The organism is Dyadobacter beijingensis DSM 21582 (genome assembly GCF_000382205.1).
Lineage (GTDB): Bacteria > Bacteroidota > Bacteroidia > Cytophagales > Spirosomataceae > Dyadobacter > Dyadobacter beijingensis.
Genome location: NZ_KB907789.1, coordinates 760827 through 776032, shown reverse-complemented (window position 1 = coordinate 776032; position 15206 = coordinate 760827). Strand labels below are relative to the sequence as shown.

General features: G+C 53.0%; 15 protein-coding genes. All 15 read left to right on the top strand.

Features of this window, described 5'->3' with window-relative positions:
* Positions 1-90: 90 nt before the first annotated feature.
* The 15 genes from H144_RS0121845 (at position 91) to H144_RS0121775 (ending at position 15175) form a co-directional block, all read left to right on the top strand.
* Complete coding sequence (locus tag H144_RS0121845) at positions 91-1119, top strand: NAD-dependent epimerase/dehydratase family protein (protein ID WP_019944246.1); 1029 nt, start codon at positions 91-93, stop codon at positions 1117-1119.
* A gap of 46 nt (positions 1120-1165) precedes the next feature.
* Entirely contained in the window at positions 1166-1717 is a 552-nt protein-coding gene (locus tag H144_RS0121840) for a serine O-acetyltransferase (protein WP_019944245.1), read from the top strand.
* A gap of 59 nt (positions 1718-1776) precedes the next feature.
* Positions 1777-3303 carry an MATE family efflux transporter gene (locus tag H144_RS32345; RefSeq protein WP_019944244.1) on the top strand — a complete coding sequence of 509 codons (1527 nt, stop codon included), beginning with the start codon at positions 1777-1779 and terminating at the stop codon, positions 3301-3303.
* On the top strand, positions 3300-4535 hold the full coding sequence (locus tag H144_RS0121830) for a hypothetical protein (RefSeq protein ID WP_019944243.1): 1236 nt from the start codon (positions 3300-3302) through the stop codon (positions 4533-4535). Before H144_RS32345 ends, H144_RS0121830 begins: the two co-directional genes overlap by 4 nt.
* Complete coding sequence (locus tag H144_RS0121825) at positions 4532-5692, top strand: glycosyltransferase (protein WP_019944242.1); 1161 nt, start codon at positions 4532-4534, stop codon at positions 5690-5692. The genes H144_RS0121830 and H144_RS0121825 overlap by 4 nt, the downstream gene beginning before the upstream one ends.
* Before the next feature lie 54 nt (positions 5693-5746).
* Entirely contained in the window at positions 5747-6277 is a 531-nt protein-coding gene (locus H144_RS35025; protein WP_019944241.1) for an acyltransferase, read from the top strand.
* Positions 6255-7340, top strand: a complete 1086-nt coding sequence (locus H144_RS0121815) for a glycosyltransferase (protein ID WP_084599996.1) — start codon at positions 6255-6257, stop codon at positions 7338-7340. The genes H144_RS35025 and H144_RS0121815 overlap by 23 nt, the downstream gene beginning before the upstream one ends.
* A gap of 54 nt (positions 7341-7394) precedes the next feature.
* Entirely contained in the window at positions 7395-7922 is a 528-nt protein-coding gene (locus H144_RS32340) for a serine O-acetyltransferase (RefSeq protein WP_019944239.1), read from the top strand.
* 22 nt (positions 7923-7944) lie between these two features.
* Complete coding sequence (locus H144_RS0121805; RefSeq protein ID WP_019944238.1) at positions 7945-9057, top strand: glycosyltransferase family 4 protein; 1113 nt, start codon at positions 7945-7947, stop codon at positions 9055-9057.
* A gap of 29 nt (positions 9058-9086) precedes the next feature.
* Positions 9087-9530, top strand: coding sequence for a glycosyltransferase family 28 protein (locus H144_RS0121800; RefSeq protein ID WP_019944237.1), 444 nt, complete (start codon positions 9087-9089; stop codon positions 9528-9530).
* A complete protein-coding gene (locus H144_RS0121795) occupies positions 9527-10021 on the top strand; it encodes a glycosyltransferase (protein ID WP_019944236.1) in 495 nt (164 codons plus the stop codon). Before H144_RS0121800 ends, H144_RS0121795 begins: the two co-directional genes overlap by 4 nt.
* Positions 10022-10028: 7 nt before the next feature.
* The gene (locus H144_RS0121790; protein ID WP_019944235.1) at positions 10029-10973 is read left to right on the top strand and encodes an acyltransferase family protein; all 945 of its coding nucleotides are present in this window, start codon (positions 10029-10031) and stop codon (positions 10971-10973) included.
* Positions 10974-10998: 25 nt separating this feature from the next.
* Complete coding sequence (locus H144_RS0121785) at positions 10999-12177, top strand: endo-1,4-beta-xylanase (RefSeq protein ID WP_019944234.1); 1179 nt, start codon at positions 10999-11001, stop codon at positions 12175-12177.
* 76 nt (positions 12178-12253) lie between these two features.
* The gene (locus H144_RS0121780) at positions 12254-13816 is read left to right on the top strand and encodes a capsule assembly Wzi family protein (protein WP_019944233.1); all 1563 of its coding nucleotides are present in this window, start codon (positions 12254-12256) and stop codon (positions 13814-13816) included.
* Between the two features lie 9 nt (positions 13817-13825).
* Positions 13826-15175 (top strand): DUF5723 family protein, encoded by a 1350-nt coding sequence (locus H144_RS0121775; RefSeq protein ID WP_019944232.1) that lies wholly within the window; start codon positions 13826-13828, stop codon positions 15173-15175.
* The last annotated feature ends 31 nt before the right edge of the window (positions 15176-15206 follow it).

Sequence of the window (15206 nt, the reverse complement as noted above, 5' to 3'; positions counted from 1 at the left end):
CGCAGGCGTAGCACAAGCTGCGCCTGCGCAGGCTTCATTCCCTCCCCCCGGTCCACTCAGTGAAGACATTTAACGGATTACTCAACAGATATGAAAGTATTAGTAACAGGCAGCGCGGGATTTATCGGGTTCCACACGGTAAAGCAGCTACTGCAAGAAGGTTTCGAAGTAGTCGGTCTCGATAATATCAACGATTACTACTCACCCCAGCTCAAATATGCGCGGCTGAAAGAGGCCGGTATCCAGCAGGAAAAAATCAAATGGTTCCAGCCGCTGCAAAGCACGGTGAACAGCAACTACCGTTTCGTGCGCATGAACCTCGAAGACAAACAGCAGCTGTTCAGCCTGTTCCAGTCCGAGCAGTTCGATTACGTGATCAACCTGGCGGCGCAGGCCGGTGTCCGCTACTCGATCGAAAACCCGGATGTGTACGTGCAATCCAATATCATCGGGTTTCACTACATCCTCGAAGCATGCCGTTACTTCCCGCCCAAGCACCTGGTGCATGCATCGTCGTCGTCGGTGTACGGCGCCAATGCGAAAATCCCTTTCTCGGAAGAAGATAAGGTGGACTCGCCGGTGAGCCTTTACGCGGCTACCAAGAAAAGCAATGAACTGATGGCGCATTCATACAGCCATTTGTACAATATTCCCATTACCTGCCTCCGCTTCTTTACCGTGTACGGTCCGTGGGGCCGCCCCGATATGGCGCCGATGCTCTTCGCCCGTGCGATCTCGGAAGGCAAGCCTATTCAGGTGTTCAACAATGGCGATATGGAACGCGACTTTACCTTCGTGGGAGACATCGTGGACGGTGTTACCAAAACAATGGTTGCCGGTTTTGAAGAGAAACCACAATACCGCGTACTCAACATCGGGAACGGCTCGCCTGTAAACCTGATGGCGTTCATCGAAGAACTCGAAGTGGGTATCGGCACGAAAGCCATCAAGAATTTCATGCCGATGCAGGCCGGCGACGTGCCAAGAACGTGGGCCAGCCAGGAAAATCTCGAACGCATTACCAACTACAAACCACAGGTGGCGCTCAGCTCCGGTATCAAGGAGTTTGCCGACTGGTACCTCGAATACAGCGGCCAGCTGGCGGCACATTACGTGTAAGGCCAGGCAGGCACACACATTGCGGAATGAATTGTAAGACACACCTATGAAAAGTCTATTAAAGTATGATCTTTTCCGCAGCGCGGGAAAAACCGGTTCCAAAGCCTTTTTCTCGCGGCTGCTGTTTAATTATCCGTTCAGGTTCATTGCTTTTTACCGCCTTTCGCAGGAACATTCGAAGAAAAGTCTCCTGGGTTTGTTTTACAGGCTGCTCTACCGGCGTTACGGCGTGAAATACGGCATCCAGATCCCGCTTTCGGTGAAAATAGGAAAGGGGCTCCTGCTGCCGCATTTCGGGGGAATCGTGGTGAATTCGCAAAGCCGGATCGGCGATAACTGCACTTTGCTGCACAATGTCACGATCGGCAATACCAAACGGGGCGAAAAGAAAGGTGCGCCGAGTATTGGCAACAGGGTTTATATCGGACCGGGAGCGGTCATCGTCGGCGGCATCGTAGTCGGCGACAACGTGCTGATCGCTCCCAATTCCTATGTGAATCTCGACGTACCTTCGAACAGCGTCGTGGTGGGAAACCCGGCCAGGGTCATTGCCCGCGAAAACGCGACGGACGGCTATGTGACCAACGCAGTCAAGTGACACACAACACAGGAAACGACACCATCCGGAAATTCTCAACGATATTGCAATACCATTGAATGTCTTCGCAAGTAAACAAGATCGCTAAAAATACCTTGTTCCTGTACGTCAGGATGTTTCTCCTGATGTTCATCGGGCTCTACACGTCCCGCGTGGTATTGGAGGTACTCGGCGTCGAAGACCTGGGGATTTACAATGTGGTAGGCTCGGTGGTCATGATGCTCGAATTCGTATCGTCGAGCCTTACCAACTCCTCGCAGCGCTATCTCAATATCGGCCTCGGCAAAAAGGATATGGGGCTCACCAACCGCTATTTTTCCCAGAGCGTCGGCCTGCATTTCCTGCTTTCCATTTTCATCGTACTCCTGCTGGAAACGGTAGGTTTATGGATGTTCAATAATAAACTAGTCATCCCGGCCGACCGCAGAGAAGCGGCTTTCTGGGTTTATCAGCTATCCACACTCGCAGCATTTATTAAAATAAACCAGATCTGTTTCCAAAGCGTGATCGTCGCGCGCGAAAGCATGTCTGTGTACGCATACCTGAGTATTTTCGAAGGGGTGGCCAAGCTCGGCGTCGTGTACCTGATCGGTGAAAATACGCCGGTCGACAAGCTGGCTTATTACGGGTTCCTCGTGCTCGCCATTCAGGGTGTGGTGTTTCTGGTGCATATGGTGTACTGCTACCGCAAATATCCCGAGTCGCATTACAGGTTTTACTGGGACAATACGCTTTTCAAAGAAATGGCGGGTTTCGTGAGTGTGAACGCATTCGGCTACATTTCCTGGGCCATCGGTGTGCAGGGTATCAATGTCGTGCTGAACCTGTTCTTCGGCCCGACGGTGAATGCGGCGCGCGGACTGGCGTCCACGGCGGGGCGGTTTATCAACCAGTTTGTCAATAACATTTACCTGGCCATCAAACCGCAGATTATCCAATCGTATGCCAAGGGTGAAACCGACAGCATGGTGATGCTGGCGGAGAAATCGACGGTCTATGTTTTTTACATGGTACTGTTCGTGTCGCTGCCTATTTTGTTTGAAACCAATTTTATTCTGAAGTTCTGGCTCAAAGAAGTGCCGGAATACACGAAACTGTACACCGAGCTGACATTGATCCAATCCTATTTCTGGATGCTCCCGATCCCATACAGCCAGATCGCCACCGCGACGGGCCGGATCAAGAACATCCAGCTGTATGGCCGGATCTTTACCTTGCTCGCATTGCCTATTTCGTACCTGATCCTGCTGGTCGTCAAAAACCCGTACTACCCGATTTTCGTGATCATTACGATGGACGCATTTTTCTGGCTGTACACGGTGTACGATGTGGACAAGCAGCTGGGCATCAAGTTTGACCGGTATGTGAAGAATGTGATCCTGCCGGTGCTGTACATGGCCGCTGCGATGGTGATCTCGCTTACGCTGGTTCACTACATGATCCAGCGGATGGAACCGATGTTCCGGTTTATCCTGGAAGTCGCGACGAGCCTTTCGCTCGGCTTCCTGTTTGCTTATTTGTTTGGTATGCCGCGTGATGAGATGGCATACCTGAAAGGCGTGGTAATCAAGAAAATAAAGAGATGACTAAGATAATAGCAATCGTTTTCTTTCTGATATTCTTTATCGGAAGCAACGTGCTGAATACGTTGAAGATAGACAATTTTACCTTTTTCTATCTGATCGTGGCCATGGCACTGGGCGTGCTGGTGATGGGCTTCGGCAACCGGTCGTGGAAAGACCGGAAGTATGAGCTCGCCGTGCTGGCGCTGATCGCCTTCGTGATCATTTACCGCATGTATGCCGGCATCCTTACCGACTCGCTGCGGAGTGCGGCTATCCTGTTTGCGACGCCGTTGCTTTATCTGCTGGTACCGAGGGAAATCCGGACGAAGGACGATTACCTAGTGAAAAGGAAGATCGTCAAGATCATCATCGCGTTCTACGTGTTCGAATGCCTGCTGGCCGTATTGGAATATGCATTGCGGACGCATTTCTTCCTCTGGATCGATACGACGTTCCAGTCGCACTTAATGAGCCTTCGCCTGCGCGAGTCGTTCCGGAGTGTGGCATTGCACGGGGCACCATTGAGTAACGCGTTGATGGTGACTGTGTTGAGCGCATTTTTCATTACTTCTTCCCTTAAAGACAAATACAAGTTTGCACTATGGGGGCTGGGTTTCGTGGCCGTGCTGGCATTCAATGCGCGGATGGCGATCATCGTGAACCTCGGTTTTTTCGGTTTCTATATCCTCAAACTGCTCGGTAACCGCCGGGCGCAGTTCACGACCAAGCTGTTTGTGTATGCCGCCTCCATCGCATTCTTTGCCGTGGCCGCTTACCTGGTGTTTTACCAGGGCCTGGGCGACCGCCTTTTCAAGAAAGAATTGCTGGATGAAGCGAGCGCGCAGAAACGTTTCGACCTGTTTACGATTTTCGACGGCCATACGGTCTACGACTTCCTGTTCGGGCGGTCGATGCGCGACTTCGACCTGATGAAGGAGCTCGCCGGGCTTTTGATCATCGAGAATTTCTGGGTTTGTGAGATTATATTGTTTGGAGGCCTGTTTGTGGCAGGCATGGTGGTGCTGTATATCAAGCTGCTGGCGCCGTATGTGCGCGAGTATTCTTTTTATAACAGAATGGTAATTTGCCTCTCGTTTATTTTGCTGGCCTCGACAAACAACTCACTTTTTACGCAATACCTGCCGCTGTTGCTCTTTGTGATTTGTCTGAATTTGTTCCGGCCGGATACTTTCAAAATGATACTTCCGCCTAAGTATATTGACAGATACGCATTAACCAGACCAAGACGATGAAACTGATATTTGATTTAACCAAAACACAACCGATCGGGAATACGAAATTCCACGGAGGGGGGAAGTATGGTGAAATCGTGTTTAAATCCCTCGCCGGTAGTTCAAAAAACATTGTCGCCTACTACAATTCCGAGAAGTGGCTGAACCCTGAAATCGCGCAGATTTGCAAGGACAACCATTTAACGATGGTCGATTCGAACCAGCGTTCCTTGCAGGAGACCGTAGCCGAGCATCCCGGGGTGGTTTATAGCCCGATTATCGAAACGGACCTGAACAGCATCGGCGACAACATCACCTACATTACCACGGTGCACGGCCTGCGCGTGCTCGAACTGCCTTACGATAAGTACATCGGCCATTACCGAAGCAAGAGCTTCAAGATGGGTTACGATTTGTATTACAAGTACAAATCGAAAAAGACCTTCGACCTTACCCTCAAGAAATACCGGGAGGTGTTCCAGAAAAAGAACATCCATGTCGTCACCGTTTCGGAGCATTCCAAAGCATCTATCCTGTCGTTCGTACCTTACCTGAAACAGGAGGATATTGAAGTGTTCTATTCTCCTTCCACCGTGGGAGAAATGAAGAAAATAGAACCGTACGAGGCCGGCGAGAAGTACTATATGATGGTGAGCGCCGACCGCTGGGTGAAAAATGCCCTTCGTGCGGCGATGGCGTTCGACGAGATTTTCACGGAACGTCCCGATTTCAAGGGGAAAGTGATCCTCACAGGCTCGAAGAACAAGCATATTTTTGATAAATACATCAAAAACACGTCGCGCTTCGTGTTCGTGGATTATGTGGATGGGAAAACGCTGCTGTCGATGTACAAGGGCGCGTACTTGTTTGTGTACCCGTCCCTGAACGAGGGCTTCGGCTATCCGCCGGTAGAGGCGATGACCCTCGGCACGCCGATCATCGCTTCGGCGATTTCGTCGATTACCGAAATCTGCGGAGACAGCGCGTTGTATTTCAACCCCTTGATGGTGAGCGAGATCAAAATGCGGATCCTGCAAATGGAGAACAAGCAGCTCCGGGCGGAATTTATCCGCAAGCAGGAAAAGCGGGTGCAGGAAGTACGCGAGCGGCAGGACAACGACCTGGAAAAGCTGACACAGTACATTCTCTCGCACGTCAACCAGTCCGTTAACGCATAACCCGCCACCCGCTGGCCCTTTATCAGAATGGGAAGATTAGGAATTGTAAAAAATATGCTGAAAAGATGGTGGCTTTCACCGGTCGACTATGCGCGCTCGATAGGCGTGAAGGTCGGCAGCGGCTGCCAGCTGATCAGCGTCACGTGGTCGTCGGAACCTTACCTGATTACCATCGGAAATAACTGCCAGATTACGAATGGCGTGAAGATTTTCACGCACGGCGGCGCATTCATGTTCCGGCGCGAAATCCCCGATTTCGATTGCTTCGGCCGGGTGACAATCGGCGATGGCGTGTATATCGGCAACAACAGCCTCATCCTGCCCGGCGTGACGATCGGCAACAATGTGCTCGTGGCGGCCGGGTCGGTGGTGACGAAATCGGTGCCGGACAATGTGTGCATCGGCGGCAACCCGGCGAAAATCATCTGCTCGGTGGAAGACTACAAAAAGAACAACATTCAATACAATGTGCACTCCAAGGGCATGAACCGCGAAGAGAAAAAGGCATTGCTGCTTTCGCTTCCCGACGATCGCCTGATCCAAAAGGGTTATCTGAAATATAATGAGCGGATTAGCAACCTCTGATACAACCAGACAAAAGGCCGTTTTCTTCGTGAACTGCTATGCCGGCGGTGCGGAGAAAATGACGCTTTTTATAGCCAGCTGCCTGGATGCCAGCCGGTACGAGGTGATTTTTTACATTGTCGGGAAGGAAATAGGGCTCATCCGCAACTTCATCCCCGAAGACCGGACGTGCCATTACATTCACGTCAGGAACTACAAGGACGGCCTCATGGGCAAGCTCGCGAAGGTGATGCGCGAGGAAAAGCCCGATTACGTGTTTTCGTCGCTGATGCCGATCAATATCCGGCTTGCACTTGCGTCCATCATGTTCCCGAACGTGAAGGTGATCTTGCGCAGCAACAATTACTTATACACACAATCCATCATTCAGAAGGCGCGGCTTTTTATGGCCTACCGCTTTATGGACCACCTGATCGCGCAGACCGACGAAATGCGCGACGAGGCAGTGAAAGTCCTGCGCCTCCCGAAAAGCAAGGTAAGCACCCTCGCCAACCCGATCAACGTGGAGCAGATCGACAAAAAGCTCGTCGGCGCGACGTCGCCTTTTGAAGGCACGGCTACCAATTACGTGTACGTAGGCCGCGTGGACCGCATCAAGGGGCTGGATGTATTGATTAAATCCTTCGGGAAACTCCTGACCGACGAGCCGGACTCGAAACTGTATATTGTCGGAAAAGTGGAAGGCGGTTTCGCGGCCTACTACGAAGAACTCCTGGCCATTCAGAAGGAGCTGAATATCGCGGACAAGATCGTTTTTACGGGTTTCAAGGAAAATCCATACCAGTATATGAAGTTCGCGGACTGCCTCGTGCTGCCGTCGCGGAACGAGGGACTGCCGAATGTCGTGATCGAAGCATTGTACCTGCATACGCCGGTGGCGGTGACGGCCTCCATCCCGGTGATCCGCCGCATCGTACGGCATGGGGTGGACGGCTTCGTGACGGAGGTTGACGACGTGGATGGGCTGGCCGAAGCCATGAAATCGGCATCGAAGCTGGGGCGCGTGGAGTCGGCGTACAAGTCGGCGACGAAGGAAGATTTTCAGAAGTTGTTCACGAAATAACCGGCCTGCATGGCCTGCCTGCCGGTTGCCGAATAGATTAAACTCAACGTTATTATGTCAATTTTGAAGGATTATGCCGCTTATGCCGAGCATTCCGGCAGTAAGTTGAAGCCGTTAACGAAGACGATGTTCTACTGCAACGTCTTCTTCCGCCTCAGCAGTGTGCTGTACAAGGTGAGGCTCGTGCCCGTTGCGAGGATCTTCTGGCTGCTGAACCGCATTCTCTTCTCCATCGACATCGATCCGCGGGCCAGGCTGCGCGGCGGCATGGTGATCCTGCATGGCGCGGGTGTCGTGATCGGCCGTTTCGTCACCGCCGAAGGTAATTTCAAGATTTACCAGGGCGCTACCCTGGGCGGCAACAATGGCAAGAAGCGCACCGTCAACGGGCAAACGTTCAGCCAGCCTTATCTTCAGAACAATGTAACGATCGGAATCAATGCGGCTGTGCTGGGGCCGGTGATTTTGGAAAATGGCAGCAGTGTAGGTGCCAATGCCGTGGTCACCAAGGATGTGCCGGCAGGGGCAGTGGTAGTTTCCAATAATGTGATACTGGCGCAGAAAAGCGCCGTGGAAGTCTGAAAACCTGATCAAAACCGACACGATGAAGATATTATTTGTTATCAACTCCTCCAATAACGGCGGCGCCATCAAGATGATCGTCGCGCTGTACAAGGAAGTGAAGCGTCATTTTCCGCAGAGCAAGATCGTTTTCCTGAAAAAGATCGAATCGCAGTATTCGAACATTGAAGGGGCGTATTACCTCAGCGACCGCCTCAGTTCGTTGCCCGATTACTATAAAGTTTACCAACGCCTCAAAGCGGTGATGATCGATGAAAAGCCGGATGCGCTGATCAGCTTCCTGCCGCTGGCCAACATATTTACCTCCGTCATCGGCCGCTCGCTGGGTATTCCGTACCGCGTGGCTTCACAGCGCAACCCGCCGCAGATTTACGGGTTCGTGGTGCGCACGCTCGACCGCTACCTGGGTGCGCGTGACTACTACACGGCCAATGTATGTAATTCCAAAGCCGGTATGGATGCATTCAGCGAATATCCCGAAGCTTACAAAAAGCATTTGTCGGTGATCAACAACTGCGTGGAAGAACCGGATTTCTCGATTTCGAAAATCGATGCGAAAAGCCGCATCGGTATGCCGCTCGACAAAACGATCCTCACCTGTGTAGGCCGCCTGCACGACCAGAAAAACCACGAGGTAATCGTGAAAGCGATGAAGCATCTGAACGACGCCGTGCTCTATCTCGGCGGCGACGGCCCGCTGCGGGACGAGATCACGAAGCTCATCGAATCGGAAGGGGTGGAGAGAAAGGTGGTCATGCTCGGCGACCTCGACCGCGACCAGGTACGGCTGCTGCTGCGCGCGTCCGACGTGTTTCTGATCCCATCGAAATACGAAGGGTTGAGCAACTCGCTCCTCGAAGCGATGTCTTACGGCCTGCCTGTCATTTGCAGCAATATCCCTTCATTCACCGATTTTCTGAAACTCGATGATCGTCAGGGACATGCCGGTATGGTGATCGAAAACAACGACGACCGCGAATGGGCGAAAGGCATTCAGCGCATGACCCACAGCGACGAACTGCTGGAAGATTACAGCCGCCGCTCGCTCGACAAGGTGGCCGACCTGAGTCCGCAGAAAATGGCATTTCGCTTTCTGAAACTGCTCGGCGTGCAGGAAAAGGAATATGTAGGTTAATCAACGCATTGATTTATAACAGCATTAACATGAAAGTAATAGCCATCGCATCGGTAGGGGGCCACTGGGTCCAGCTGCTACGCCTGCGGCCCGCATTCGAAGGGTCGGAGCTGATATTCGTTTCGACGAAGCCGGATTTCGCCAAAATGGTGGAAGGCAGCAAGTTCTACGCCGTAGCCGACGCCAGCCGCTGGGACAAAATGAAGCTGATCAAGTCGTTTTTCGACGTGTTCGGCATTATCCGCAGGGAAAAACCCGACGTGGTGATCACCACCGGCGCGGCACCAGGACTCATGGGCCTCATTTCCGCCAAAATACTGGGCAAACGCACCATTTGGGTGGACAGCATCGCCAATGTGGAAGAGCTTTCGATGAGCGGGAAAATCGCTTCCAAATTTGCCAGCCGGGTGTACACGCAATGGCCCCAGCTCGCCACAGACAAGATTTTATTCGCCGGAAACATACTCTCATGATATTTGTCACCATAGGTACCCAGGCACCGTTCGACCGCCTCATCAAGGCCATCGACGAAATCGCGCCGCAACTGAACGGCGAGCGGGTGGTCGCGCAGGTATTCGAATCCTCTTACCAGGTCAAAAATCTCGAAACCGTCGGCTTTCTGTCGCCCGACGAGTTCAATACCTATTTCGATGAGGCGCGCCTCGTGGTTGCGCATGCCGGGATGGGCACGATCATCTCTGCGCTCACACAGGCGAAGCCGCTGCTCATATTGCCGCGCCTGGCCAGCATGGGCGAGCACCGCAACGACCACCAGATCGCGACGGCAAAGAAAATGCAGGACCTGGGCTACGTACAGGTCGCATTCGACGAGCAGGAGCTGGTTAGTAAATTATTGAAAATGAGTGCCGGGGCCAATGGCTCCGCCGCATCGCCGCAAATCCGTAAGGTAGCGTCCGATACGCTTATCAGCTCGGTACGCGGCTATATTTTTTCAAATAAATAAAATCGGTTTGGAAAGAAACGCCAATCTGGACATCGCGAAACTGTCGCTCAGCTTCCTCGTCATTGCCGTGCATTTGCCGCTGTACAACGGGGTAGGCGAGGATTCGGCGTACCTGATGGGCTGGCTGTTTTCCAACGGCATTTCGCGCATTGCCGTGCCCTGCTTTTTCATGATCAACGGGTATTTCGTGAATATCACGGATAAAACCAAGGTCAGGAAATACATGACACACCTGCTCGTGCTCTATGCCGTGTGGATGCTGCTCTATCTGCCGGCCTATTACCATTCGGTGGTCGGGAATCCCAAATACCTCGTGAAACTGATCGTGTTCGGGTTTCACCATTTATGGTATGTGATCAGCCTCATTTTCGCGACGATTTTCCTGTACCTCATCAAACGCTACCTGCCCGTATCGAACAAAGTGCTCATCGCATTGGTCGTAGTCCTGTTCCTGATCGGGTATGTGATCCAGGATGTGGTGGCGCCGCAGTTCCGGCAGCCGCAGCATTATGTGGTGGCATACCGCAATTTTCTCTTCTTTGGCCTCCCGTTTTTCACCATTGGGCACATTATCCGCACTTCTTCGTTCGAACTCGATGACCGGGCGCGCAGGAATTGTTATATTGCAATATTGATCGGCACGGTTACATTGCTCATCGAGTCGTACCTCAGCCTGAAATATAAACTCGGGGTGAATTTGTACATTTCGCTGCTGTTCCTTTGCCCGCCGATCATGATTTTGCTGTTCAGGTCGAAGTGGCGCAAATCGGGTAGCCTCGTTGCGGATATCGCCAATGCGGTATTCTTCACACACACTGGCGTGATTCTTTTCCTGCAGGATTACTTCGCGGGAATGCCTAACATTTATATTTTTCCCATGGCCGTGTTCCTGTCGATCGTCGTTTCGTACGTCGTCTACACGCTCAACCGGAGACTGAAATTTTTATTATGATCCATAAAATAACCGATACACTGATATGAAACTAATCGTTTTGTGCCTGGTGATGACCGTGTTCTGTGGTGTGATCAGCCTCAATACCTGGACCGACGTGCCGAACCAGGCTTCGGTGGCGCACGAATATTCCAAAACGCCGGTGGCCGACAACGCGGCTGCCCGTGCCAATGCGGACGACAAGCCCCTGCGCGAGGCTTACAGGGATTATTTCCCGATCGGTACCGCCGTTTCCCCAAGCATGATCGCCGATGCGAAACGTGCGAAATTCATCGCGACGCAGTATTCGAGCATCACACCGATGAACGGGATGAAAGCCAAGTACATTCACCCGGAGGAAAAGACCTATTCGTGGGCCGAAGCCGACCAGGCGGTCGATTTTGCCCAGAAAAATAATATGAAGGTCCGCGGGCACACGCTTATCTGGTTCCAGAAAATGCCCGACTGGTTTTTCATGGACGGCAACGACTATGCTTCCAAGGAAAAGATCATGCAGCGCATCGACGAGCACGTGGCGACGGTGATCAACCGCTACAAAGGCAAAGTATATTGCTGGGACGTCGTGAACGAAGCCTACCAGTTTTTCGGTAGTGCGCCCGTGACGCCCAAGCGTGCGAAGATTTACGATATGATCGGCAGCGAGTACATCGAGCGGGCATTCATCGCCGCCCGCAAGGCCGACCCGAGCGCGAAATTGTTTTATAACGATAACGGCTTCGAGGAGCCTGACCGCCGCAACCGCATTTTCAAATACCTGAAAGCGAAAAAGGAAATGGGTATTCCCATCGACGGCATCGGGATGCAGAGCCACTACGGCGTGGAAGGCATCAATGAAGGTTATTTGCAGGAAACGATCGACATGTTCGCGTCGATAGGCCTGGACGTGCAGGTGACCGAGCTCGACGTGTCTATTTATCCTAAAAGAGAAAACAAGGTGGGTAATGGCCGCGTGCTGGAAGCAACTGAAATAGCGGGCCTGAGCGACCAGTACACCAAGGAGATCCAGCAAGACCAGGGCGATGTGTTCGACATCGTGTTCCGTACCTGCCGCAAAATGCGGGGCAACGTGACGGGCGTCACGATGTGGAGCCCTTACGACAAGGACAATTACCTGACCGAAATGCTCAATAAAAAGAACTATGCCTATTTATTCAATGAAAATCTGACACCGAAAGCCTGCTATTACCGGATCGTGAACTTCTAGGTAATGGCTTGATTGCGCGCAAGCACCCGGCCGTAAGGCACCGTAACGCCCCTCTCGAAGAACTAACTCAACGTGAATGAACAAAAGCACCAAACCTTACCTGCTCATGCTGGGTATGGGCCTGCTGGCCCCCGCATATAGCATGGCTCAGAGCGCCCCGGCGCCGGCCAATTCCACCCATACATCACCCGACAGCACATTTTTTCAGGAGCCCGCACCGGGCCTTTTTAATGCAAGCCTGGAAATTCCGGTAGTAACCACCACGAATGACGTCGTCCCCTTCTGGATGCGCGCCAACCGCTTCGGCAACACACCCCTGTCCGGCACTTCCGGCGGCCTGATCGGCAGCATTTCCAAACGCTATGGAAGCCGCAGGAGCCTGTTCGACTGGCGTGCGGGCGTAATATACCGGATAAATGCAGGCAGCAAAGCCGAGGGAACGCTCATCGAAGGGTTCGCTGCCGTTCGTGCGGGGATATTCGAATTGAAGGGAGGCCGGTCGCGCGACATTACCGGGCTGGTGGACAGCACGTTGTCGATGGGCGCGATGGCCGTGTCGGGCAATGCACTGGGCATTCCCAAAATAGAGCTGTCCGTGCCCGAATACTGGCGCGTGCCCATCCTGGGCGGGCTGTTCTCGTTCAAGGGTAATTTCTCTTACGGCTGGTTCGGTACCACACCTATCAACCCCGTGAGCGGGGGCGGAGCAAAGAAGGACAACATTCCGCCGGTTACCTCATTTTACCATCAGAAATCACTCTACGGCCGCTTCGGAAAGCCTAACTGGCGGCTGAATATCCTCGCCGGTTTCAACCATCAGACGATGTACGGCAACGAAGACGATATTTACGAAGGCTTCAACCTGACGAAACTGGAATCGTTTTTCCACGTCGTGACGGGCAAAACCTGGCGTGCCAACAGCGGCTTCGCTACCAAGCTCGGTAACCAGCTCGGTTCCATCGATTTCGGCGCTACCTACGATTTCCGCACCACCCAGCTATTCGTGTACCGTCAGCAGATTTACGATGTGGGCGCGTTGTCGAAACTGGCCAATGTGCGCGACGGGCTGACGGGTATCTCGTTTAAGAACAAACAGACGGGCAAAACCGGTTGGAGCAAAATCCTGCTCGAATTTTTGTATACCAAAAACCAGGCGGGCGAACTGTGGTCGAAAATCACGAAATCGGGCGACGAAAACTATTATAACAATTATATGTACGGCAGCGGCTGGTCGTACCGCGACCGGGCTATCGGCAACCCGTTCCTCACCCCACGCCACGAAGCCCGGGCGGACCTGCGGTATAAGGAAACCGAATATTTCGTCAACAACCGGGTGATCGCATTCCACGGCGGGTTCATCGGCCGTATCAGCGACGTGAACATTACCACAAAGCTGTCGTTTTCGAAAAACTACGGAACCTACGGGACAAGCCCGATCGGCACCTCGCTGGGCCGGAGACGGGAAGTGCTCGCACCGCCGTATTTCCAGGAAGTGAACCAGTTTTCGGGTTATGTGGAAGGCAGCAAGATGCTGAAAAACAATTGGGAAGTAGGCGTCGCTACGGCATTCGACTCCGGTAAGCTATTGTACGATTCATTCGGCCTGATGCTGAATGTGCGGAAATCATTTCAATTCTAATCCGTCAAAATGAGGTTAACAGGGATCGCCGTTTTGGCGGGCATATTATCGCTTCCCGCACGGGCTCAAACGCCCGCGGCCGGTCCCGGCGTGCCCGGCATTGTCAATGGTTTCCGTAACCCCGCCCTGCTCGATACGGAAGGCAAGCCCTGGGCGCTGAACATCGTTCAGTTCGGCGGCCGCGCCACTTCCAATACCGCCTCCATCCACATCGGCGACCTGGGTAAAAAGGGCGCGGATTTCCTGCGTTCGGATATTCTCGGGACCTCGTCGGTTTCCACCGGCGTGGGCGGACTGGACATCAAAGGCCCGTCGTTTGCATTCCGCGCTTCCGACCGCCTCACGGTCGGCATTACCACCCGAGCCCGCATTCATGCCAATTATGGCGATGTGGACGGCCGGCTGCTGTCGGAAATCGGTGAGATCACGAAAGTGGAACAATCGTACCCGTACCGCCTGCCGCAGATCGCGAATATGCAAACGAGCATTGCCGCATTCACAGACATCGGCGCCACGTTCTCGTACGAGCTCGCACGCACGGACCACCACCGTGTGCGTGTGGGCGGGACTTTGAAATATGTCAATGGCGCCGCGCACACGTCCATCGACGTGTCCGAACTCACCGGCACCATCCGCCTCAATTCCGACCGGGTAAGTTACATTACCGCCGCCACGGGCACAGTTTCGGCGCTCACGGCAGGGAAATTGTTCAACAACTTTTCATTAGGTAACCTGCTCAAACCGCGCAAAGGGAGCCTCGGCGCCGATATAGGGGTGAGCTATGCATTCCACACGTCGGCCGGAGAACCCTGGAAATTCCGCCTCAGCGCGTCCGTCACCGATATCGGAAATATCCGCTACCGGGCAGACAGTGCTTACAGCAAATCCTACGACATCGATATCGCTTCCGACAAGCGGCTGTATTTCAACGGCAGTTTCAATAACTCACTGTTCAGCCGCGCCTCGCGCGTTTTCGACAGCTATCCGCAGTATTTCAAACGCACGGGCCGGCGCAACGACATTTACACGGTGGCATTGCCTGCGATGCTGCACGTCCAGGCCGACTACCGCTTTTCGCCGCAATGGATCGTGAATGCTGCGGCAGGGATGAGCTTGCAGGGACAGCATGATTTGTACAAATTGTATGAAGTGCCGTACATCGCATTGGCACCCAGCTGGGTTCGGAATAATGTAGTGCTTTCCGTGCCGCTGGCTTATCAGGAATATGCGGGCCTAACCGCCGGTGCGAGCGTGCGCTACAAAGGTTTTGCAATCGGCAGCAACAGCATTCTTTCAGCCGTTTTCGGAGGGAAGCAGGTCGATCTGCACATCGGTTATGTGATTTCTTCCCAAAAATAAAAAAGCCGCCCCAAGCTGTGGCGACCTTTCC